At 47.8% G+C, this 22,833-nt stretch carries 20 protein-coding genes; 11 read left to right on the top strand and 9 right to left on the bottom strand.

The annotated features are described in order from the left end of the window. Window positions 1–14: 14 nt before the first annotated feature. Together BM331_RS00600 and BM331_RS00595 are read left to right on the top strand one after the other, a co-directional pair. A complete protein-coding gene (locus BM331_RS00600) occupies window positions 15–3,464 on the top strand; it encodes a pilus assembly protein (protein ID WP_256214748.1) in 3,450 nt (1,149 codons plus the stop codon). Between the two features lie 17 nt (window positions 3,465–3,481). Further along, the gene (locus BM331_RS00595; protein WP_074925949.1) at window positions 3,482–3,916 is read left to right on the top strand and encodes a type IV pilin protein; all 435 of its coding nucleotides are present in this window, start codon (window positions 3,482–3,484) and stop codon (window positions 3,914–3,916) included. Between the two features lie 3 nt (window positions 3,917–3,919). Here BM331_RS00595 and ppx read toward each other — a convergent pair whose 3' ends face one another. From ppx to rpiA, 3 genes are read right to left on the bottom strand one after another with little or no spacing between them, the layout of a single operon-like run. Continuing rightward, window positions 3,920–5,455: an exopolyphosphatase gene (ppx, locus tag BM331_RS00590; RefSeq protein WP_074926776.1), complete on the bottom strand. Its 1,536-nt coding sequence runs from the start codon at window positions 5,453–5,455 to the stop codon at window positions 3,920–3,922. Window positions 5,456–5,480: 25 nt separating this feature from the next. Beyond that, on the bottom strand, window positions 5,481–6,200 hold the full coding sequence (phoU, locus tag BM331_RS00585) for a phosphate signaling complex protein PhoU (RefSeq protein WP_371265314.1): 720 nt from the start codon (window positions 6,198–6,200) through the stop codon (window positions 5,481–5,483). A 50-nt stretch (window positions 6,201–6,250) separates the two neighbouring features. Then, window positions 6,251–6,910: a ribose-5-phosphate isomerase RpiA gene (gene rpiA, locus BM331_RS00580; protein WP_177217807.1), complete on the bottom strand. Its 660-nt coding sequence runs from the start codon at window positions 6,908–6,910 to the stop codon at window positions 6,251–6,253. A 168-nt stretch (window positions 6,911–7,078) separates the two neighbouring features. Here rpiA and mutL point away from each other — a divergent pair, with 168 nt between their 5' ends. The 3 genes from mutL to BM331_RS00565 all read left to right on the top strand — a co-directional run bounded on the left by mutL (window position 7,079) and on the right by BM331_RS00565 (window position 10,201). Further along, window positions 7,079–8,902 (top strand): DNA mismatch repair endonuclease MutL, encoded by a 1,824-nt coding sequence (gene mutL, locus BM331_RS00575; RefSeq protein WP_074925944.1) that lies wholly within the window; start codon window positions 7,079–7,081, stop codon window positions 8,900–8,902. A 316-nt stretch (window positions 8,903–9,218) separates the two neighbouring features. Continuing rightward, entirely contained in the window at window positions 9,219–9,656 is a 438-nt protein-coding gene (locus tag BM331_RS00570) for an Hsp20/alpha crystallin family protein (RefSeq protein ID WP_074925942.1), read from the top strand. 353 nt (window positions 9,657–10,009) lie between these two features. Next, window positions 10,010–10,201 carry an entry exclusion lipoprotein TrbK gene (locus BM331_RS00565; RefSeq protein WP_074925939.1) on the top strand — a complete coding sequence of 64 codons (192 nt, stop codon included), beginning with the start codon at window positions 10,010–10,012 and terminating at the stop codon, window positions 10,199–10,201. Window positions 10,202–10,385: 184 nt separating this feature from the next. Here BM331_RS00565 and gatB read toward each other — a convergent pair whose 3' ends face one another. The 3 genes from gatB to gatC all read right to left on the bottom strand — a co-directional run bounded on the left by gatB (window position 10,386) and on the right by gatC (window position 13,702). Further along, window positions 10,386–11,822 (bottom strand): Asp-tRNA(Asn)/Glu-tRNA(Gln) amidotransferase subunit GatB, encoded by a 1,437-nt coding sequence (gene gatB, locus BM331_RS00560; RefSeq protein ID WP_074925937.1) that lies wholly within the window; start codon window positions 11,820–11,822, stop codon window positions 10,386–10,388. 66 nt (window positions 11,823–11,888) lie between these two features. After that, window positions 11,889–13,349 (bottom strand): Asp-tRNA(Asn)/Glu-tRNA(Gln) amidotransferase subunit GatA, encoded by a 1,461-nt coding sequence (gatA, locus tag BM331_RS00555; protein WP_074925934.1) that lies wholly within the window; start codon window positions 13,347–13,349, stop codon window positions 11,889–11,891. A gap of 65 nt (window positions 13,350–13,414) precedes the next feature. Next, window positions 13,415–13,702 (bottom strand): Asp-tRNA(Asn)/Glu-tRNA(Gln) amidotransferase subunit GatC, encoded by a 288-nt coding sequence (gene gatC, locus BM331_RS00550; protein ID WP_074925931.1) that lies wholly within the window; start codon window positions 13,700–13,702, stop codon window positions 13,415–13,417. Between the two features lie 162 nt (window positions 13,703–13,864). On the opposite strand from gatC, the gene BM331_RS00545 reads away from it, so the two are divergent. The 6 genes from BM331_RS00545 to BM331_RS00520 all read left to right on the top strand — a co-directional run bounded on the left by BM331_RS00545 (window position 13,865) and on the right by BM331_RS00520 (window position 20,667). Further along, window positions 13,865–14,926 (top strand): rod shape-determining protein, encoded by a 1,062-nt coding sequence (locus BM331_RS00545; protein WP_074925929.1) that lies wholly within the window; start codon window positions 13,865–13,867, stop codon window positions 14,924–14,926. 363 nt (window positions 14,927–15,289) lie between these two features. After that, the gene (mreC, locus tag BM331_RS00540) at window positions 15,290–16,195 is read left to right on the top strand and encodes a rod shape-determining protein MreC (RefSeq protein ID WP_074925926.1); all 906 of its coding nucleotides are present in this window, start codon (window positions 15,290–15,292) and stop codon (window positions 16,193–16,195) included. Then, window positions 16,152–16,703: a rod shape-determining protein MreD gene (gene mreD / locus BM331_RS00535; RefSeq protein WP_083414639.1), complete on the top strand. Its 552-nt coding sequence runs from the start codon at window positions 16,152–16,154 to the stop codon at window positions 16,701–16,703. The genes mreC and mreD overlap by 44 nt, the downstream gene beginning before the upstream one ends. After that, complete coding sequence (gene mrdA, locus BM331_RS00530; RefSeq protein WP_074925923.1) at window positions 16,700–18,577, top strand: penicillin-binding protein 2; 1,878 nt, start codon at window positions 16,700–16,702, stop codon at window positions 18,575–18,577. Before mreD ends, mrdA begins: the two co-directional genes overlap by 4 nt. A gap of 22 nt (window positions 18,578–18,599) precedes the next feature. Next, window positions 18,600–19,709, top strand: coding sequence for a rod shape-determining protein RodA (rodA, locus tag BM331_RS00525; protein WP_074925920.1), 1,110 nt, complete (start codon window positions 18,600–18,602; stop codon window positions 19,707–19,709). 85 nt (window positions 19,710–19,794) lie between these two features. Further along, a complete protein-coding gene (locus tag BM331_RS00520; RefSeq protein ID WP_305728119.1) occupies window positions 19,795–20,667 on the top strand; it encodes a septal ring lytic transglycosylase RlpA family protein in 873 nt (290 codons plus the stop codon). 108 nt (window positions 20,668–20,775) lie between these two features. Here the strand turns inward: BM331_RS00520 and BM331_RS00515 are convergent, their stop codons facing one another. From BM331_RS00515 to BM331_RS00505, 3 genes are all read right to left on the bottom strand, one after another. Further along, a complete protein-coding gene (locus tag BM331_RS00515) occupies window positions 20,776–21,360 on the bottom strand; it encodes a hypothetical protein (RefSeq protein WP_074925915.1) in 585 nt (194 codons plus the stop codon). Next, on the bottom strand, window positions 21,357–22,010 hold the full coding sequence (locus BM331_RS00510; RefSeq protein WP_074925912.1) for an SCO family protein: 654 nt from the start codon (window positions 22,008–22,010) through the stop codon (window positions 21,357–21,359). The genes BM331_RS00515 and BM331_RS00510 overlap by 4 nt, the downstream gene beginning before the upstream one ends. A gap of 149 nt (window positions 22,011–22,159) precedes the next feature. After that, window positions 22,160–22,771: a c-type cytochrome gene (locus BM331_RS00505; RefSeq protein ID WP_074925908.1), complete on the bottom strand. Its 612-nt coding sequence runs from the start codon at window positions 22,769–22,771 to the stop codon at window positions 22,160–22,162. Between the last annotated feature and the right edge of the window lie 62 nt (window positions 22,772–22,833).

The following is a 22,833-nucleotide window of genomic DNA, read 5'->3' as shown; positions in this document are numbered from 1 at the left end:
AAAAGGAATTGATGATGAAAACTGTTCGTGGCGTGATAAGAGCCTGGATGTTCATGGCATGCTTCCTTTGCATGCTGATTCGCGCCGGGAGTGCAGGTGCAGCACTATCGCTATCAGATGTACCGCTGTTTCTGACGACCGCAGTTGATCCCAACGTTATTTTTACCCTGGATGACTCTGGCTCCATGCAATGGGAGATCATGCCAGATGATTTAATAAAAAGTAGTGCATATTTTGTATTTCCAGTGAAATCACGAGTATATGGAGGAAGTGGCTATACAAACAGAGTAGTGGGTTTTAATGGTGGTGATTTTGATTCTGATAACAAATATACAGCTTCCCTGCGCTCTAGCCACGTCAATACGATTTATTACAATCCAGCCATGCGCTATCTACCGTGGAGTAATTCGGATGGATCGTTAATGGCAAATGCGGATATTACTTGTGCGTTACATAATCCTACAAGAGTTGGTACTAATATTGACTACTGTCGTAACCTGACAGTAAACAACACAGAAGAAGCAGGTTGGTTGACAAAAACTGGCGGTATTACTGCTGATCGGAGTCGTACTTTTTATCCGGCTGTCTATTTTCACTACAACGGCAGTGGCGAAACCAATTCAGCCAGCAGTTTTACACGGGTTGAAATCAAGCCGGAAAATGCTCCTTTTACCGGAGGGGCTGGCCGTACTGATTGTACAGCTGCACCGACCTGTACTTATACTGAAGAAATCCAAAATTTCGCGAACTGGTATACCTATTACCGTTCACGTATTCTGCTGGCGCGTGCTGGGGTAGGGCGGGCTTTTGCCGTACAGGGCAATAATATGCGTGTGGCTTTCGGTGCGATCAATAAAGGTAGCAGTAGTAATAAGGTTGATGGAGTATCGACGAGCACACTGATCACTGGAGTCAGGCAGTTTGCCGGACAGGAGCGTGAGGATTTCTTCAACAGTTTGTATAACCATATTATTCCAGCTGCTAATACACCATTGCGTAAAGCAATGCAGAGTGTTGGTGAATATCTGACGCGTGCCGACGATAAAGGTCCATGGAGCACTACACCGGGGAAGAGTGGGGGGGAGCAGCTGGTATGTCGGCAGAATTACCATATCCTGATGACGGATGGTTATTGGAATGATTCAACCCCTTCCGGAATCGGCAACTCGGACAATACTACGGGCAGCATCATCACAAATCATTTTCCCAATGTATCGCCAGCCACTTATCAGTACAGCCCGGCATTACCGTACTCTGACAGTTACAGTAGTACCCTGGCTGATGTGGCGATGCATTACTGGAAAAATGATTTGCGCCCTGATCTGGCCAATAAGGTGCCAACCAATGTTAATGATCCAGCATTCTGGCAGCATATGGTCAATTTCACTGTCGGACTGGGAGTTGAGGGTACGTTAGGTGATCTGTTACCAGGTAGTTCCGGTGGGCCAGCGGCCTGGCCGGATCCAACTGACGCCGATGTTTATAAGATCGACGATCTCCGGCATGCTGCGGTCAACAGCCGGGGTGAGTTTTTCAGTGCACAGGATCCAGCCACTTTTGCCGCTGGACTGACGAATGCGCTGACCAATATTACCGCCAGAGTCAGTTCAGCTGCTGCGGTGACAACCAATACCAGCCGGCTTAATACTGGCGCACAGATTTATCAGGCAAAGTTCAACAGTGCTGACTGGAGCGGGCAACTGCTGGCATTCAATCTGGAATCCGATGCTTCACTGGGCCCACTGCAATGGGAGGCTTCTGAACAATTGCCGGAACATGCCAGTCGCAAGATTTTTACCCATAACGGTACTGCCGGTCTGGCGTTTACTGCTGCTAATTTTTCTTCATTTTCAGCAGTACAGCAAGCTGCATTGGATACAAATACAAATGGAGTCAATGATGGTCAGGGATTACAACGATTAGCCTGGTTGCGTGGGGATCAAACAACAGAAGTTGGACAGGGTGGCATGTTCCGCAAACGTAACAGTGGAGTGCTGGGCGATATCGTCAATTCCGATCTATTGTTCGTTAAGGCTCTGGATTTTGGTTACGATGCATTCCTGGACGGAACACCAGGCAAGATTTCCTACTATGCCTATGTGCAATCAAGCAACAGTCGTACTCCAGTGGTTTATACCGGGGCGAATGATGGCATGTTGCATGCTTTTAACGCTCAAACTGGTAAGGAGCTGTTCGCTTATATTCCCGCTGCTGTTTATCCTCAACTAAGTAAACTGACTGATTCCGGTTATGTGCATCGCTATTTTGTCGATGGCAACGCCTATGCCGGAGATGCCTACATTGGTGCAACACCCGCCTGGAAAACAGTGCTGCTGGGCACACTGGGGGGAGGCGGTAAAAGTATATTTGCGTTGAATATTACCGATCCGGTTAATTTCTCTGCATCGGATGTGATGTGGGAATTTACCGATGCTGATCTGGGTTTCGTTCATGGTCAGGCGAAGATTGCACGATTGAATGATGGTTCCTGGGCAGCGATCATCAGTAACGGCTACAACAGTACCAGTGATAAGGCGTACTTGCTGATTGTTGATCTACAAACAGGCGCACTGATCAAAAAAATTCCAACCAATAGCAGTACAAATAATGGCCTTTCCAGCCCGGCACTGGTGGATACCAATGGCGACAAAATCATTGATATTGTTTACGCAGGTGATCTGCAGGGAAATGTCTGGAAATTTGATCTGTCACAAACAGATTCTGCACAGTGGGGTGTGGCGTATAAATCTGGCAGTATCGGTGTACCCTTGTTCGCAGCCAGGAATACCGGCAATCAGGTGCAACCGATTACTTCTCCCTTAGAAGTGGGTTACCACAAACAGGGTGGGTATATGATTTTCTTTGGCACTGGCCAGTTCATCGCCTCTGGTGATGCTACCGATAAAAAGGTGCAAAGTCTTTATGGTATCTGGGATAAGGGTAGCTCGATTCCAGAAATGAATCGCAGCGTATTGCAGTCGCAAACTATTTTGGCAGAAACCGTTATTCCTCCTTTTGAGCGTACCATATCTGATAACGGAATAGACTGGTCAGCCAAGCGTGGCTGGTATATCGACCTGCTACAACCTCCGGGAGCAACAAAACAAGGGGAGCGCTCGGTCGTTATGCCGATGCTGAATTTCGGGCGGATTATTTTTACCACGCTGATTCCGTCAGTAGATCCATGCGAAGCGGGCGGGCGTAACTGGCTGGTATTACTCAATGCTGAAAATGGGGGAATGATGTCTCCACCGCAGTTTGATACCAATAATGATGGCAAACTGGACAGCGGCGACCGGGTAATTGCTGCCGTGGGTTCAGACGGTATTCGTAGTGAATCGGTTGCTATCAGCGCCGGTAGCCTGACGCATCTGATTGCGGCAACTACCACGGGAGCTGTGGAAAAAGTGACGATCAGCAACGGTGCACCACCACCGCGCCGTTCCTGGAAACAGATACAGTAAACGGGAGTATCAGTTAAATGAATTGGATTCAAACCTGTACAAAGAATCGTGGCTTTACGCTGATTGAGACGATGATCGTGGTGGCTATTATCGGTATTCTGGCGGCAATTGCCTATCCTTCCTACCAGGAGCATGTACACCGCTCCAACCGGGTGGAGGCTAAGGGTATTCTGCTGGAAATGGCACAGTTGCTGGAGCGGAATTTTACTGAGGCTAATCGTTATGATCAGACTAGCGCGGGAGGCGATTTTGCATTGCCGGTGACGCAATCACCCCGAACGGGTACGGCAAAATATACCATACGGTTTGCAGAAGGCACTCCAACACAAAATACTTATACACTGGAGGCGGTACCAATAGGCTCTATGGCAAGTGATACCTGCGGTACATTAACATTGACACATACAGGCGTTAGGGGAGCGGGTGGCAATGTCACCGAATGCTGGCGCTGATCATCAGGCTGCACCCGATCGGGTGCGATGATGTTCAGTCAGATTTTCAATACGCAGGTCAACATCAATTTTTGCCCAAGTCTTGATTTCATTATTCAGTAGCGTATCGGTCAGCGGATAGCGTTCCAGCCAGGTTTGCGGAATGCGTAATATGCAACGTCTTCCACTCATGGATAGTATCAAGGCAGGCAAATCAACCTGGGTGCGGCTGCGGTAAAAAATTGCAGCGATACGCAAGGCAACCGAACGAGCAAGGTTGATGGGATGACTAAGGAAATCCTCAGTTTTGGCAAGCGAGCCATGGTGCGAGAGCACCAGCTGACCTAACTGGGACTGCTCCATTCTGGAAAAACCGGGCATATCGGCATTATCGAGAATATAGGCAGAATGCTTGTGGTAACCGGTATGCGCTACCGAAATGCCGATTTCATGTAAACGCGCTGCCCAGGAAAGCAATTTCAGCGCATTTTCAGCTTTTTCCTGATCGGGGTAATTGGCCAGGAGCTGTTTGCCAAACAAAATTGCAAGTGATTCAATCCGGGTTGCCTGCTGCAGATCTACCCGGTAGCGCTGCATGAATTCCTGTACGGAGACTTCACGCATGTCTTCTTTGTGAAAGCGCCCCAGCATATCGTAGAGTACTCCCTGGCGCAGTGCACCGCTGGCAATTTCCATGCGCTCGATCTTCAGCTCTGTAAAAACAGCGTTCATGATGGCAAATCCACCTGCAATAATTATTCTGCGGCTGGGGTTTAAGCCTGGAATTGTCAGCTTTTTGAGATCACCTGTTTTAAGCAGGAATTCACGCAGTTTTTCTAACCCTGCGAGTGTGATGATTTCTGCATCATCGCTATCGTTATAGCCGTTCATTGCGAGGATATGCGCCAGTGCGCGCGCGGTGCCAGAAGAGCCGTAGGCTTTTTGCCAGTGTGATGAGGAGAATTCGGCGGTGGCAGCCTGTATTTCGGAGCGCGCGGCCAGTTCAGCCTGTTTCAGTGATGCCTTGGTGATCTTTCCATCAGGAAAGAAATACTGGCTGTGGCTGATACAACCGATGGGAAGACTTTCCAGTTTGCTGGATTTTAGTTGGCTGCCAATGATCAGTTCGGTGGAGCCACCGCCAATATCAACGACGAGCAGAGCGTCATTGGAGGGAGGCAGGCTGTGCGCCACGCCAAGAAAAATCAACCGGGCTTCTTCGTAGCCTGCAATGATTTCGATCGGAAAGCCCAGTGCATTTTCAGCTTTTTGCAAAAAACCTGCTGCATTTCTGGCAACGCGCAGCGAGTTTGTTCCCACCACTCTGACTGCATGATACGGCAATCCCCGTAAACGCTCACCAAACCGCTCCAGGCAGGCGAGTGCACGGTTTTGCGATGCCTCGTCCAGCGTCTGATCTTCGGATAATCCTGCTGCAAGCTGGACCATTTCCTTCAGGTTATCCAGCAGGTAGAGTTGCTTTTCTTCTACCCTGGCTACCTGCAGATGAAAACTGTTGGAGCCCAGATCAACGGCAGCGAGCGTCGAGTATTCGTGCATGATACGGGATCCAGTTTTGAACGGTTTATTTACTGACTTCGCGTTCAATTTCATCCGCAGATACATGGCGGACATCCTTGCCTTTAACCAGGTAGACAATATATTCCGACATGTTTTTGGCATGATCACCGATCCGTTCGACTGCCTTGGCGGCAAATAGTATTTCGATCGCAGTAGATATTTTACGTGGATCTTCCATCATAAACGTTACCAGATGGCGGATGATCGAGCGAAATTCCTCATCCACCTGTTCATCCTGGCGCACGATTTCTGCGGAGGCGTTCGGATCCAGTCGGGCAAAAGCATCAAGCGCCTTGCGCAACATATCGATGGCAATGGCGGCAATATGGCGTATCTCAACAAAACGCGGCATGTGCATGCGATCCGCAGCGTAGATCAGTTTTGCCATACGGGCGATCTTGGTCGCTTCATCCCCAATTCTTTCCAGATCAGTAATGGTATTGATCACGGTCATGATCATGCGCAGATCAATGGCGGTGGGTTGCCTGCGCACGATAACTTGGGAGCAGAGTTCGTCGATCTTTATTTCCATGGCATTGACGCGATGATCATTGTCGATGATTTGTTCAATCATGTGTTCATTGCCGTCGGTCAATGCCTCGACGGCGTTCTTGATCTGTTCCTCGACAAATCCCCCCATCTGTAATACCCGTGTGCGGATTTCTTCGAGATCAGCATCAAATTTTTTTGAGACGTGTTCTTTATTAATCACGTTATTAACCATATTTTTTTCTCCTGCTGGTTCAGGAAACCAGTCTTAAATCCGACGGTTTCCTAGATCGTAATGGTTTCTACGCCCTGATCGGTACCCATCAACAGTACATCAGCGCCTCGTCTGGCAAACAGGCCGTTGGTCACCACGCCTGTAATCTGGTTGAGCCTGGTTTCCAACTCAACCGGGTTCATGATATCCAGATTATGGATGTCGAGAATCACGTTGCCATTGTCAGTAGTGAAATCCTGGCGCCAGGCCGGTTGTCCGCCCAGTAATGCAATTTCCCGTGCGACATAGCTGCGGGCCATCGGAATAACTTCCACCGGAAGCGGAAATTTTCCCAGTACCTTGACCAGCTTGCTTTGATCGGCAATACAGATAAATTTCCGTGCGACGGCTGCAATGATTTTTTCACGTGTCAGCGCACCGCCGCCACCCTTGATCATGTGCATGTTCCGGGTAATTTCATCCGCGCCATCAATATATACCGGGATGTCAGCAACGGAATTGAGGCTCAAGACCTCGATACCATGTTGCTTCAGACGGTTTGCGGTTGCTTCGGAACTTGCCACAGCCCCTTCAATCTTGTGTTTGATTTTGGCCAGTTCGTCAATAAAAAGATTGGTAGTCGATCCTGTTCCGATGCCGATGATTTCACCTACCGGCACATACTGCAGGGCTGCCTGCGCCACTGCCCGTTTTTGCTCGTCTTGTGTCATGATTATTAATAATTGGTTCTTGGAATATTGCTGTCACTGAGGAATATTCGAGAGAACTCGTGCATCCCTCACCTGTTTGACATCAAGCGTATCATAACTTGGTGACAGTATAATTACCGATTCAGTCAGTTTTTCTGCATATTTTTTCTATTCCGGCCCCAGTTTTAAATGAGTGCGATCAAATTACTTCCCGATGGGTTAATCAGTCAGATAGCGGCTGGAGAAGTTATCGAACGACCGGCTTCGGTATTGAAAGAGTTGCTGGAAAATTCCATTGATGCCGGTGCGACTGAAATTGCGGTCAATATCGCGCAGGGCGGATTGAAACTAATCCGTGTAACTGATAACGGTACAGGCATTCCCGCAGAGGAATTATCACTTGCACTCACACGCCACGCGACCAGCAAAATTGCCAGTCAGGAGGATCTGTACAGAATCACCAGCCTGGGATTCCGGGGGGAAGGGCTGGCCAGTATTGCGTCAGTTTCGTATTTGTCACTCATCAGTCATCAACCGGATGGCAAACATGCCTGGGAAATTCGCAGTGAGGGGACACGGCTAATGTCGCCAGAGCCTTCATCCCACATGGCGGGCACTACAGTTGAAGTCCGGGATCTGTTTTTCAATCTGCCCGCCCGCCGCAAATTTCTCAAAACAGAAGCCACAGAATTTGCCCACTGCGAAGAAGTTTTTCGGCGGATGGCGCTTTCCCACGCTGGCATTACCTTCACGTTGCGGCACAATGGGAATCTGCGTAGCCACTGGCAGGCTGCGGAGGCGGCAGAGCGCATAAGCACGGTGCTTGGTGAAGCGTTTTCCGGAGCAGCTGCCTGGATTGATGAACATTCAGCAGGGATTGGTTTACAGGGGATGCTGGCATTACCCGCGTATTCACGCGCCACCCGCGACATGCAGTATTTTTTTGTCAATGGGCGCTTTATTCGCGACAAGCTGATTACCCACGCTCTGCGCGAAGCCTATCGTGATGTGCTGCACCTTGATCGGCATGCGGCTTTCGTGCTGTATCTGGCTATTGATCCCGAACAGGTGGATGTCAATGTGCATCCAACCAAAACTGAAGTTCGTTTTCGTGAGGCGCGGGCCATTCACCAGTTTATTTACTACGGTGTTAGCAAGGCACTGGCTTCACCCCGCTCGAATGCGGAATCATCCTCGCCTGCGGTGGTCGTGCTGCCGGGTGAAACTTATGCATCTACAGACTATGCGCGTGCGGGCTTCACTCCGGCTGTGCCGGTAAATTACCCCAGACAAACACAGTTGCCATCAGAAATGATTGCACAGCCTTTCAACTTTTACCAAATTCTATCTGGCAATGAATCCGGCGCTCCGGTTGCACAGCATCAATCCCGGCAAACTGAAGAAGGGGAGAGCGGTGAGCATCCGGCCATGCCCCCGCTGGGGTTTGCGCTGGGGCAGCTTCTCGGCATCTATATCCTGGCGCAAAATAAAAAGGGATTGGTGATTGTGGATATGCACGCCGCGCACGAACGTATTGTCTATGAACAGCTAAAATCTCAGCTGGATCAACAGATTTTGTCCGCGCAACGGTTACTGATTCCAGTTACATTCCACGCAGACAGTCTCGACATTGCCACAGTTGAAGAGAGCCAGCCACTTTTGCAGCAGCTGGGTTTTGAGGTAACCACACTGTCCGCTACCACACTTGCTGTGCGTGCAATTCCGACCATACTGCAACGGGCTGATGTGGAAAAACTGGTACGCGATCTGCTGGATGAGATCAGGAATGGTGATCCTGGCCAGCTGCTCGCCGCCCGTCGCAATGAACTACTGGCAACCATGGCCTGCCATGGTGCCGTTCGCGCCAACCGCCCGCTGACACTGCTGGAAATGAACGAACTGCTGCGTACGATGGAAGTGACCGAGCGCTCGGATCAGTGTAACCACGGCCGACCTACCTGGTTCGAAATCAGCCTGGCGGAACTGGATAAAATGTTCATGCGTGGCAAATAGCCGTCAACCAGACAAAACTATCCTGCCAGTGCTGCAGGGTTATTATTTCAGCCACCCGTTATCAACAACAAGACTCATGCAGTTTGAAGAGTTTGGCTCGAATCAGACACGGGCAAATTAGCCGAAGGTATGACTTGAAAATACTGAAGACATGCTTATATTAGTACCTGTGTTTCATAAAGCAGGAAAAATCATCCAGGCTGGTGCTTCAGAATGATTGAAGGTGTTCAGGTGGATGTTTGGATCGGGATGTCATGCTGTATTAAGTGACAGCCTGTTTTGGTAAGTGTTTTTTGACTTGGTATGGAGGGTTATGATGGCAATTACACGCTATGAACCATGGGGATTACTGACTCAATTGCAACGAGAACTGGAGCGGGTACGTGATGATATGGCAACAGAAGGTAGTTCTTCTGCTGTTGCTGAATGGGCGCCTGCTGTAGATATCAAGGAGGAGGGAGACAAGTTTGTTTTGCATGCGGATTTGCCTGGCGTAAAACCTGAAGCAATTGAGGTAACTACGGATAACGGCATGCTTACCATCAAAGGTGAGAAGCAGACTGAAGCCAGAACGGAGAAGGAAGGATATAAACGAGTGGAGCGGACTCATGGTTCTTTCTACCGCCGCTTCAGCCTCCCGGATACAGCTGATCTTGGTGCCATTACAGCAGCCACCAAAGATGGGGTGTTGGTTGTTACCATTCCTAAACGGGTAGCTGTTCAACCCAAAAAAATCAACGTGTCTGTACAATAAAGCGTACAGCAAACGGGGCCTACGGGTTCCGTTTGCATAATCAGCTAATTTTGGTTTTCCCTTGGCCAGGATATTAAAACAAGCTTCTATATTACTGTGATTAACATGCTTTTTCCGGTGGCTGCGTTGTGAATATTTTCCGGAAAAAGAGGGTGAAACTGTTTTGGGCCATGAGAACTCAGGTAGAATGATTTGACTTGTAGTTATTAGCTGCGAGTGTTTGGCGAGGTCGCAGGCGTTAACGATTGAAATGTCTGATTCGGGATATTTGATAGTTAGCAGATAGGTTTAACAAGTGAAAACTGTGACGTGTGCGCCGGGTTTTAACGGATTTTTATAGAGGGAACCTTTAAATGAAATTTACATACTACATCATCTGTATTCTTGGCCTTGGTGTCACCTTAATCAGCTGCGGTAACGCTGCTCCTGAAGTATCTCCTGAAAATTGTGCCGGAAGAGGGATGGAAAGAGCGCTGGATTATTACAAAAATAATGAAGCCGAGCGGCAGAAATTTATTGATGGATGCGATGCTCTGAAAAAATAAATAGCAGTAACAGAGTTTATGCATGAAATTCAGACTCGATCTGGAACTGTTGTAAGGGTTGTTGTCGGGTCTGAATTCTTGTTTTGAACGGTTAGTTATAACGCGAGCGCTATGCCGGGATATATCTCCGCAAACTCTCTTTTATAACCAGCTGTGATTGTTCTCCTCAAGTTTACCTTGAGTTTTATTCCGTCAGACGTTTTTTAAGCAGTGTATTGACCTGGGCAGGATTGGCTTTGCCTTTTGATATTTTCATTATCTGGCCGACCAGGGAGTTAAACGCCTTTTCTTTTCCAGCGCGATAATCAGCTACCTGTTGTTGATTTGCCGCAAGTACCTCGTCAATCCATTTTTCAATTTCACCACCATCTGAAATCTGCCTGAGGTTTTTTGCATCGATAATTGTATCAGCGCTGTCACCGTTGCCTTGCCACATACTATCAAACACATCCTTGGCTATTTTTCCTGACACGGTGCCATCTGTAATCCGCAACAGTAATCCTGCCAGCTGTTCAGGATTGACTGGGCACCGATCAATTTCGAGCTCTTCCTTGTTCAGTCTCCCACTAACTTCACCCATGATCCAGTTAGCACAAAGCTTGCTTTGCTCCGGGAGATGTTTGACTGCTTGTTCAAAATAGTCAGCCAGTTCGCGTGCTGCAGTCAGTATATTTGCATCATAGGCAGACAGGCCAAAATCCTGGATATAGCGATTACGTCTGTCTTCCGGCAATTCCGGTAGTTTCTCTCTGATCTGTTCTATCCATTCCTGAGGGATAACGACTGGCAACAGATCGGGATCCGGAAAATAGCGGTAATCATGTGCATCTTCCTTGCTGCGCATGGAGCGGGTTTCATCCCGATCTGCATCATATAGTCGCGTTTGCTGAATGATGCTGCCGCCACTTTCCAGAATATCAATCTGCCTTGCCACTTCGTAGTCAATTGCTCTTTCAAGAAAACGGAATGAGTTGAGGTTTTTGATTTCACAGCGTGTTCCCAGTACATCTGATCCTGCAGGACGTACCGAAACATTGGCATCGCAACGGAAGGATCCTTCCTGCATGTTGCCGTCACAAATGCCGATCCAGCGAACCAGTGAGTGAAGTGCTTTTGCATAGGCCACGGCCTCGGTACTGCTGCGCATCTCTGGTTCCGAGACTATTTCCAGCAAGCCGGTTCCAGCGCGATTCAGATCAATCCCTGTTTTGTCGTGAAATCCTTCGTGTGTTGATTTACCTGCATCTTCTTCCAGATGGGCGCGTGTCAGGTGGATGGTCTTCTCTTTATCTCCTGTTCGGATGGTAACGTGCCCTCCTTCAACGATCGGGCGTTCCAACTGGCTGATTTGGTAACCTTTGGGCAAATCAGGATAAAAATAGTTTTTCCGGGCAAAGATCGAAGGTGAGTTGATGGCCGCATTAATCGCCAGCCCAAAGCGGATGGCGTACTCGACTGCTTTCCGGTTTAATACTGGCAGCACTCCGGGTAGAGCAATATCTACCGCGCAGGCTTGTGAATTTGGCTGAGCGCCATACGCGACAGATGCACCAGAGAAAATTTTGGATCGGGTCGCTAGCTGCACATGTATTTCAAGGCCAATGACAGTTTCCCATTGCATGATCAGGTAATCCTTTTTCTTTTAATTGCTTGATGTTAGCCAGAGAGCAGAGGGCCGGGTCTCTTTTTAGCGATTAATTTCCAGTGGAGTAAGCTCATGCCAGTTTGTTACTTGCTGGTAGCAATGGGCGACATTCAGCATTTGTGCTTCTCTGAAGTAGTTTCCAATAATATGCAACCCTGCCGGCCGTCTGTTATTGCCAAAGCCAACAGGTATCGACATACCCGGTAATCCTGCAAGGCTGGCAGCACTGGTGTAGATATCGGACAAATACATCTGGATCGGATCGTCGCATTTTTCACCAATATTAAAAGCTACAGTGGGTGAAGTCGGCCCCATGATCAGATCGCACTGCTCAAAAGCTTTCGTAAAATCTTCGGCAATCAGACGGCGTAATTTCTGGGCCTGAAGATAGTAGGCGTCATAGTAACCATGGGATAGCACGTACGTGCCAATAAGAATACGGCGCTTCACTTCCTCACCGAATCCTTCTGCGCGTGTCTTTGCGTATAAATCTTCCAGATTGGTATATTGTGTAGCGCGATAGCCGTATCGCACTCCGTCAAAGCGAGAGAGATTGCTGGATGCTTCTGCGGGCGCGAGTACGTAATAGACTGGAACAGCAAGCTTGCTGTTTGGCAGAGATACCTCGACAAATGTGGCGCCCAGTTTGCGATACTCCGTCAGAGCAGCTTCTACCGCGCTGGAAACATCGCTGCTCATGCCTTCTGCAAAAAATTCTTTGGGCAAGCCAATGCGCAGCCCGCTTACTGATCTCTCCAGACTTTGTGTGTAATCTTCTTTTTTCCGTTGCAGGCTGGTTGAATCACGCTCATCAAATCCGACCATGACGTTCAGCAGCAGAGCAAGATCTTCAGCAGATTTGGCCATTGGCCCTGCCTGATCAAGGCTGGATGCGAATGCGATCATGCCATAGCGGGAAACCAGTCCGTAGGTGGGTTTGATTCCGCTGATTCCACATAATGCCGCTGGTTGGCGAATAGAGCCGCCCGTATCGGTGCCGGTTGCCGCTGGTGCCAGCCTGGCTGCTACCGCGCAGGCCGAGCCGCCTGAGCTGCCACCAGGAACAGCCAGTCTGTCCCAGGGGTTTTTGACTGGCCCGTAATAGGAAGTTTCATTACTGGAACCCATGGCGAATTCATCCATGTTGGTTTTGCCCAGATTGACCATGCCCGCCTGATCAAACTGTTTCACCACGGCGGCATCATAGGGTGAAATAAAATTTGAAAGTATTTTTGATCCACATGTTGTCAACCACCCGTTGGCGCAGAAAATATCTTTTTGGGCGATGGGTATTCCTGTGAGCGGGGTGGATTGTCCCGAGGCGATCATCTCGTCAGCGACCCTGGCCTGTTCCAGACTTTTTTCTTCATTCACAGTAATAAAGGCATTCAAGTCAGGATTAAGTGCCTTGATCCGGGTCAGGAATTCTCCGGTGAGTTCTGTGCTGGATATTTTTTTTTCTGAAAGCAACGAAGAGAGCTGCCTGAGACTGGCATTTAACATGGTCTGTCAGTGCGGTGGAATATTTTGAAAATTGATAAGCAGGGATACAGTTTTTATTATCAGCGTTATTCGATTACCCTGGGAACCAGATAGTAACTATCTTCAATCTGGGGTGCAATTGACTGAAACTGTATATGTTGATCGGTTTCGGTGACAATATCCTCTCGCAGTCTTTGCACCATATCCTGAGAGTAGCTCATCGGCTTGATCTTTTGTGTCTCAACCGCCTGCATCTGTTCGATCAGGTTAAATATCCCGGATAACTGGATCAGGTTCTGCTGGGCATCTGCCTCGCTGATCTCGATACGAGCCAACTTTGCAACGCGCTTGATATCGCTCAGTGATAGTGTCATTTTTATAGCTTTCTATTTAAACCGAAACGCGTAATAGAGTATCATGCACACCTGCTAAACGCATATTTTTATATATCTGCAGCGTTTGCTTCAAGAGTAAAATAACAAGATACCTGCAGTGCATATAACATATCGGATCTGTCATACTGGAATATCGTCATTATGTTTAACTTCCTGAGTAATAATTTTCTGGGCAGCTATTTTTCGACGGATATGGCTGTTGACTTGGGCACTGCGAATACACTGATTTATGTACGCGGCCATGGCATTGTGCTGAATGAGCCTTCGGTGGTTGCCATACGTCACGAGGGTGGTCCGGGCGGCAAGCGTATGATTCTGCAGGTTGGGCAGGCAGCCAAACAGATGCTGGGCCGTACTCCGGGAAACATCACCGCAATCCGGCCGATGAAGGATGGTGTGATTGCAGATTTTACAGTCACCGAGCAGATGCTCAAACAATTTATCCGAAAAGCCCATCCTCCCCGTCTGTTTTCAGCAAATCCCCGTATTGTTATTTCAGTACCTTGTGGCTCCACCCAGGTGGAGCGACGTGCAATCCGGGAAGCAGCTTATGGCGCAGGGGCGCGTAAGGTCGAATTGATTGAGGAACCCATGGCGGCAGCGCTGGGCGCAGATTTGCCGGTTGAAACACCGACTGGCTGCATGGTGGTTGATATTGGCGGAGGAACAACAGAAGTTGCGGTGATTTCACTGGGAGGAGTTGTTTATTCCAATTCGGTACGAGTTGGTGGTGACAGGTTTGATGAGGCGATTATCAATTACATCCGTCGTAATTACGGAATTATGATTGGTGAAGTAACGGCTGAAATTATCAAATCAGAAATTGGATCGGCCTACCCAGGTTCGGAAGTTCGGGAAATAGAAGTCAAAGGACGAAATCTGGCTGAAGGTATTCCGCGCAGCTTTACAATCTCCAGTAATGAGATTCTGGAAGCTTTGGCGGAGCCACTTAACAGTATTGTTAGTGCAGTTAAAACTGCATTGGAACAAACACCTCCCGAGCTCGGTTCTGATATTGCAGAAATGGGGATGGTGATGACAGGTGGGGGTGCATTACTGCGAGATATAGACCGTCTAATTATGGAAGAGACAGGGTTGTCGGTAATTATTGCGGATGATCCGCTTACCTGTGTTGTGCGGGGCGCGGGAATGGCTCTGGATAGCATTGATCATCCAGTCGGTATTTTTGCCAGAGATTATTGATCTGTTTATCTTCTTTCGCTTTTTTTATTGTGCAAGCTGGCGAGTCGCTACGTAATGTGAGGGCACGACTGATATCCGGGATCTGTTGCCCAGTTAACCTGCTTATATTGAATCTGTATAAACCACGCCATAAACCTTGACGATTAATTTGCTGAAATGGCCAGTCTGGACAGATCGGATTGGCCTTCGTCGAATTCTTACCCTTCTCAAGCGGTATTCAGGTATAGAATCCGTGCCTCAAACACTTTGGTATATTGTTTTACTGCATATCATTTATTCAAGTTTTCAGGTTGTCATTAGTATTTTTAGCAAGTGGTATGTTCCAATCTGTGAATTTGGAATACGGAAATACTGAGAGGTGCCATGCAAACTCCTCCACAATTTTTCAAGCCAGGTTCAAATCCTCTGACGCGGATGTTTTTCTTTGTGTTGCTATCTGTCTTTGTGATGATTGCAGATACTCGTTCTGACGCAATTTCCGAGGTGCGGCGTGTAATTGCGATTATCATTTTCCCGTTACAAAAACTGGCGTATCTACCTTTCTCCCTGCAGGAAAGAGTAGAACGATATATTTCTGATTTTGAACTCATTGAGGAAATTGATCATCTCAGGCATGAATATCTGGGTAGTCGCTATGATTTTTTTCGGTTACAGGCATTGACTAGCGAGAATGAGCGTCTGCGTGCTCTACTTGGGGCTGCTAAACAAACCGAAATTCAAACTGTTCTGGCGGAAATACTTTATGTGCCACGTGATCCTTTTAGCCGCAAGATAACAGTAGGCAAGGGGAGCTCAAGTGGTGTCAAGGCTGGGCAGATTGTGATTGATGATCTTGGCGTGATCGGGCAGGTGACACAGATTTATCCGTGGACGGCGGAAATCACGTTGATTACAGATAAGAATCATCTGGTGCCTGTGCAAATTGAGCGTAACAGCTTGCGAACAGTGATTTCGGGTACAGGTAGGAATGGTGAACTGGAGTTGCGGTTTTTATCCATTAGTACGGATATCCGGGAAGGCGACCTACTGATCACTTCGGGGATCGGGGGGGTTTATCCGCCAGGATTGCCTGTGGGGCGGGTGACTCATATCGAGTACGATCGTTCACATAAATTTGCACGTATTATATGTACTCCCGTGGCAGGTGTAGATCGGCACAGGCAAGTTCTCATTCTGACCGGTTCGCCAGCGCCTGTTCCGGAAATACCAGATAACCCCGAATCCCATGCATCCCAGACAAAACGAAAAATCCAGAATCAGGAGCTATGATTACGAAGTCCAGGAATTTTCATTTCCTGCAAAAAAATCACTGATTTATATCAGTTTGATAACGGCAATTTTAATTAGCCTGATGCCGTTTGATAAAGTGATATTGGTTTTGCGTCCGGATTTTGTGGCGCTGACATTACTCTACTGGAATATCTATCAACCACAGCAAGCAGGCATGAGTATCGCTTTCATAAGCGGTCTGTTCATGGATGTCATCGATGTCAGTATCATGGGTCAGCATGCCATTGCATATTGCCTGATCACATTTTTTGCCTTGATCCTGCATCGACGTTTACGTTTGTTTAATGCCTTTCAGCAAATCCCCGCAGTTTTATGGATACTGTTATCAGGGCAAGGAGTGGTATTTTTAACCGGGATCCTGGCAGGAACGTATATTCCTGAATGGTATATTTTCCTGGCCAGTATAACTGGGGCGTTATGTTGGCCCTTATTGGCTTTTCTGCTGGGAGTCTTTCGTAAGCAGCGAATTGATCGCGATGAAGTATGAGTGATATTGTAGAGTTACGTAATCATATACGTGAAACTCGGCATTTTCGTATCAGGTTGGTGATCAGTGCGATTGGTGTTGTGGTTTTGTTCGGTTTGCTCTTCGGTCGTTTTTTTTATCTACAGGTATTGCAAGAAGAGCACTATACGACTCTTGCGGAAGCGAATCGCATTGCTATCCAGCCGCTGACACCTAACCGGGGACTCATATTTGATCGTAATGGAGAAATTCTGGCCCAGAATTACACGGCCTACACTTTGGAAATAATCCCCGATCAGGTTAAAAATCTTGATGCAACTATCAATGAATTGGCAACTATCATTGAGATTACTCCTGAGGATCGGAGACGCTTTAACAAGCTGAAACTTGAAAATACAAGATTTAAAAGCCTGCCCATTCGCTCCCGTCTGACAGATTTTGAAGTAGCCCGTTTTGCGGAAAATCAGTATCGCTTTCCTGGGATGGATATCAAGGCGCATCCCCTCAGGCATTACCCGAAAGGAGAGCTGGTTTCTCATGTGATAGGCTACATTGGACGTATCAGCGACAAGGATCTGGAACAGCTCGAAGCAGATAAGCGGCTAAAGAATTACTACGGTTCCACGCATATCGGGCGGATTGGTATCGAAAAAAGCTACGAAAGTGCGCTGCATGGACAGACCGGTTTTGAGCAGGTTGAGACTGATGCTGTTGGTCGTCCTGTACGTACTTTGTCCCGTGTTACGCCAGTTGCAGGAAATGATCTTACCCTTTCTCTCGATATTGGATTACAGCAGGCAGCTGTACAGGCTTTTGGGGATTATCGTGGCGCTTTGGTTGCGTTGGATCCCTCTAATGGAGAAGTTCTGGCTTTTGTCAGCAAGCCGGGGTTTGATCCCAATTTGTTTGTGGATGGCATTGATCACCTTAACTGGCGTCTGCTTAATGAATCCATAGACAGGCCCTTGAACAATCGTGCTTTACGAGGTGTATATCCTCCCGGTTCCACCTTCAAGCCATTTATGGCGCTGGCTGGGTTGGAGCTGGGCAAACGCTCTCTTCGTTATGCATTTAATGATCCAGGTTTTTTCAGTTTACCTGGAAGTTCGCACCGTTTTCGCGACTGGAAGCCGGGAGGGCATGGCTGGGTCGATTTGCGTAAATCTCTGGTAATTTCGTGTGATACTTACTATTACATGCTCGCACATGATTTGGGTATCACCAATATTCATGGCTTCATCGGGAAATTTGGTTTTGGCAAAGAAACCGGGATAGATATTCCAGGAGAAGCCGCTGGGCTGTTGCCTTCTCCTGAATGGAAAAAGAGGCGATTTAATCAAAACTGGCTGCCGGGAGATACCATTTCAGTTGGTATCGGGCAGGGGTTTAATTTATCCACGCCACTTCAGCTGACATTTGCAATGATGTTGCTGGCTAACGATGGCAAGGCTTACAAGCCACATTTTGTTAAACAACAGGTGGATCATTATAAAAATTTTGTTAAAAATAATTTTGTAGAGGAAGTTTACAGGCTGAACTTGAAGCAGGAATATCTGGATTCTGTCAAGCAGGCGTTAACGGATGTTACCCGTCCTGGCGGTACAGCATCCCGTGCCGGTGCTAATACTGCTTATACCTTTGCCGGGAAAACCGGTACTTCCCAGGTAATCAATATCAAGCAGGGTGAACGCTACAACGCCAATAAAATTGACGAGCGGCATCGCGACCATGCGCTGTTTACAGCTTTTGCGCCTGTGGAAAATCCCAGGATAGTGCTGACAGTGCTGATCGAGAATGGTGGCTCGGGCGGATCAACCGCTGCTCCTATTGCTCGCAAAGTACTGGATTACTTTTTCCTGGGAACGATGCCGGAACCTGCTGAGAAAGCAGGGTAGCGGATGAATTCCTGATCACGAGATGATTCCCCCGGATATCAAGAAAGCGTGGCATTATTTTACGCGCTATATCGATAATTTTCTGCTTGCCGGGATTTTTCTGCTCATGCTGACCGGGTTGATCGTGCTATACAGCGCTACCGGTGGGAGCTCTGCCCGGGTAATCAGTCAGTTAATCAACATGGTTGTTGCGTGCGTAGTGATGTGGGTGGTTGCGAACATTCCACTGCAAAGGATGATGCGTATGGCTTTTCCGTTGTATGTGCTAGGTATTGTCTTGCTGATTGCTGTGGCGTTATTTGGTGAAGTGCAGAATGGTGCTCGCCGCTGGTTAAATCTGGGAATTGTTCAGATCCAGCCTTCAGAGCTGCTGAAAATTGTTGTTCCTCTTATGATGGCGTGGTATTTTGATAAAGCTCACATTACCCTGCGTTGGCGGGATTATGTTATTGCTGCGCTTATTCTGCTGCTGCCGGTTGCGCTTATCGTGCGTCAGCCTGATCTTGGGACTGCCTTGCTGATCCTGATCAGTGGATTTTATGTTATTTTTTTGGCGGGCCTGTCATGGCGTCTCATGATTGGCCTGGTTGTGACAGTGACTGTAAGTCTGCCTTTACTCTGGTCTTTTGGTATGCATGATTACCAGCGCAAGCGAATTATGACTATGCTTGATCCTTCACAAGATGCGCTAGGTGCCGGGTATCATACGATACAATCCAGCATTGCTATTGGATCTGGGGGAATTGCGGGAAAGGGGTGGTTGAAAGGTACCCAGTCTCAACTTGATTTCTTGCCCGAACCGAGTACGGACTTTATTTTTTCAGTGTTTTCGGAAGAGTTTGGGCTGATTGGCAACAGTTTGTTATTATCGCTGTATCTGATCGTAATCGGGCGCTGCCTGGTTATTACGGCCAGTGCGCCGACACGGTTTGCACGGCTGGTTGCAGGATCAATCACCTTGACTTTTTTTACTTATGTGTTCGTCAATATGGGTATGGTAAGTGGTATCTTGCCCGTTGTCGGTATACCTCTTCCACTCATCAGTTATGGGGGCACTTCTATGGTCACCATACTGCTGGGATTTGGAATTTTAATGAGCATTCATACTCATCCAAAACTTGTTAAGACCTGAAAATATGAAACTAAATTCTTATTTCCATTTCGATATTCCAAGCAGAAGTACATTATTTGTTTGCTTTGCTGTCATCATATTATTTATGATCTCGGCTTGCAGTAACACTCCCAGAGTAGGGCAATCATCCGTACAAGCACACGCGAAGAGTGCATCCATTGCGGGAAGTGGAGGAGGGGGCTACTATCTTGATGATGGGCCGGAAGAAAATCCCCCTTCTAATCTTGATTCTGTTCCTGACGCAGTTCCCCGGGTTGAGTCTTTAAAAACAGCAACGATGCGCCCTTATGTTGCTCTTGGCAAAACCTACACACCGATGACCACACTCAAACCTTACAAGGAACGCGGCCAGGCTTCCTGGTACGGCAAGCGCTATCACGGTCAACGTACAGCCTCGGGCGATGTTTACGATATGTATTCCATGACGGCTGCCCACCCAACCTTGCCTATACCCAGCTATGTTCGTGTTACAAACTTACAGAATGGAAGCTCGATAATCGTTCGTATTAATGATAGAGGACCTTTTCTGGAAAGTCGCCTGATTGATCTGTCTTATGTTGCGGCTCATAAACTCGGTGTCCTGGCAAATGGCAGTGCCCGGGTAGAAGTGGAAAGTATTATTCCGGATCGTTTCAGCAGTCCTTATTCTGTGGCAACACAATCCCGGCCAGATATGGTTCCGAAAAGAATATCCAGTAACGATACTGGTAAATTTTATTTGCAGCTTGCTGCGTTTGGCTCTGTCCATAATGCTCAATCTTATCTGATGCAATTAAGATCGGATTTTCCTTCAATCACTCAACAGGCCTATATCAATCAAACAAGTGGTTTGCACAAAATATTCGTAGGGCCATTCTCTGATTTGGAGGCTGCTACCCAAACAGCAAATGCCATAACCGCTTCTGGTTCTCCGAAGCCGATATTGGTTCCTTATACCTATGTGGCCGGCTCAGAATAAGTATCCCAGATAACTATAGAAAGGCTGTCAGGAAAGAAATAGTGTTTAGATCTATTATTGAGTGATAGTGATAGAAGGAGAGAGCTGAGGCATAAAGCTAAGTTACATCTAGCGATGTGATGTCTGCCGGATTTCCTGATAAGTTATGAGCCATGTAATCCATGACAGCCACACTATGGAGATTACAGCAGCCAACCCAATCAGCCAGTTGCCTAGCTGTATCTGGTCATCAAGCAGATAGGCATTGCATAGACGCAGTGGTGATTCAGTATACAACCACCCAACTACTCCCATCATGGGTAGCATATTGCCCAGAAAGAAAAATTGCAGAATCAGACCAGCTGGGCGCCATGACAGACGTAACGCCATACCTGCCAGAACTAATGCTGTTAATTTGGCCAGCTCCATTTCCGGGTGCAGTAATGCTTGATCAAGTACACGTGGTATCATCAGCACAGCGAGCGTAACACCCGTTACGAATAATCCGCTGATTCCATACATATTCCAGCGAGCAATAACCTTGCATATTCGTGCTGGCATTCCTCCGGCAAGCAAAGCAGCTGCTCCCATCCAGAGCGGAAACTGCACCAACATGTGACACCACATGCTTTTTTCCATAGCATAACGTACGCTAGGTGTGGCTATAAACAGCAGTAAGCCTAAGCCTAAAACAGCTTGCCAACGCTTATTCACAACGAAGCTTCCTGTATCTGCTTGCGTGCCAGATAGCGTGCATAATCAAGTGCTAGCTGGTATTCCTCGATATCAAATATACGCACTATGCGTCCAGCACCATCAAATACCAGCAGGGCGGCATTGTGCTCGTAATCACCGCGGCCATCGGGTATCACCACTACTCCAAGCTGCTGCAACAGAACTTGCTCCTGTTCTGCCTGTAATACACGTGCAAAACGCCAGAGCTCTGGTCTGGCACTCAGATTGTCGGCATAAGTCTTGAGTGCGGGCAGGTCATCGTGTTCGCGATCAAAGCTAATAGAGAGCAGACGGATATTTCCCGTATGCTCGTCGTTACTTTCGTCATTGAGCAAGGCGGCCTGCATTTGTTGAAAAATACTGCCTAATGAAAGACATACGGTTTGGCAGCGAGTATAGAAAAAATCTACGATTGTTACCTTATTCTTTTGCTGTAACAGAGCCGAGAGCTCTGTTACAGCAAGATCTGGCCCTTCAATTAGTACGGGCGGCGCATTTACTGGTTGTAAGGCTACTTCCAGGCGACGCGCACCTTCGTCGGTCCAAACCTGAAAATCGTATGTCAGCCAGGATGCTGTACCCCATCCGAGCAGAACGATCAATATGCTTGCAATTATAGTATGCAGCATCTCTGATCTTTATTTCAACGCAGGCGTTTAAGCATCTTCTTGGTTACAAGCAGCTTGTTATGAGTGGTATAACTACACAATAACCAACTATTACAGATAGCATCTCTAACTTGCTGCCGTGGACGTGAAATTATTAGTGTAAGCATACTTTAATGGCCCTTTTCAGCCAGAGCCTTGAGTGCTGCTTCTCCCTCAAAGGGTGTGGTACGTCCGGCACCGGATTGACGCTCTGTCTTGAACAGGTCAGCTTGAACCGCATCTGCCTGGTTGCCCCAGGCGCTGCGGATGTAAGTGGCCACTTCAGCCAGCTCAGTATCATTTAATTGCGGGAAGGCCGGCATCATGCCTTGGTATTTTTGTCCGGCAACTTCTACTTCTCCATTAATCCCATGTAACAGGATATTGGCCAGAATACGCGGTTCACCCTGTACCCATTCCGAGCTGTCCAGCGGCGGGAAAACACCTGGTACACCCTGTCCTGTCGCCTGATGGCAAGCTGCACATTGTGCCGCATACAAGGCCTTGCCATCAATGACTGTATCGCTGCCGTCAGCAACAATTTGTGGCCCGGAGAGATCAGCTAGGGTACGCTGATCACCATAGCGAGAAGTTGTCAGTGGCTCTGACATAAGTAAATAAATTACACCGAAGACAACCATTCCTACTGTGATTAACGATCCTGCGATCGGAATCGGGCGGATAAGTTCTTTGGGATCGATATTTTCACGCTCTTGGGCGCGGTTGTCGTCATTACTAGCCATGGAATGCTCCTCTTTGCTTGAGAAGATCATGTCTGTGCGTTACAAAGCAATTTGTCGTTTTC

This window comes from Nitrosomonas eutropha, from assembly GCF_900116685.1.
GTDB lineage: Bacteria > Pseudomonadota > Gammaproteobacteria > Burkholderiales > Nitrosomonadaceae > Nitrosomonas > Nitrosomonas eutropha_A.
Note: the sequence above shows the minus strand (reverse complement) of the source record. Positions and strands in the feature narration are given on the sequence as shown.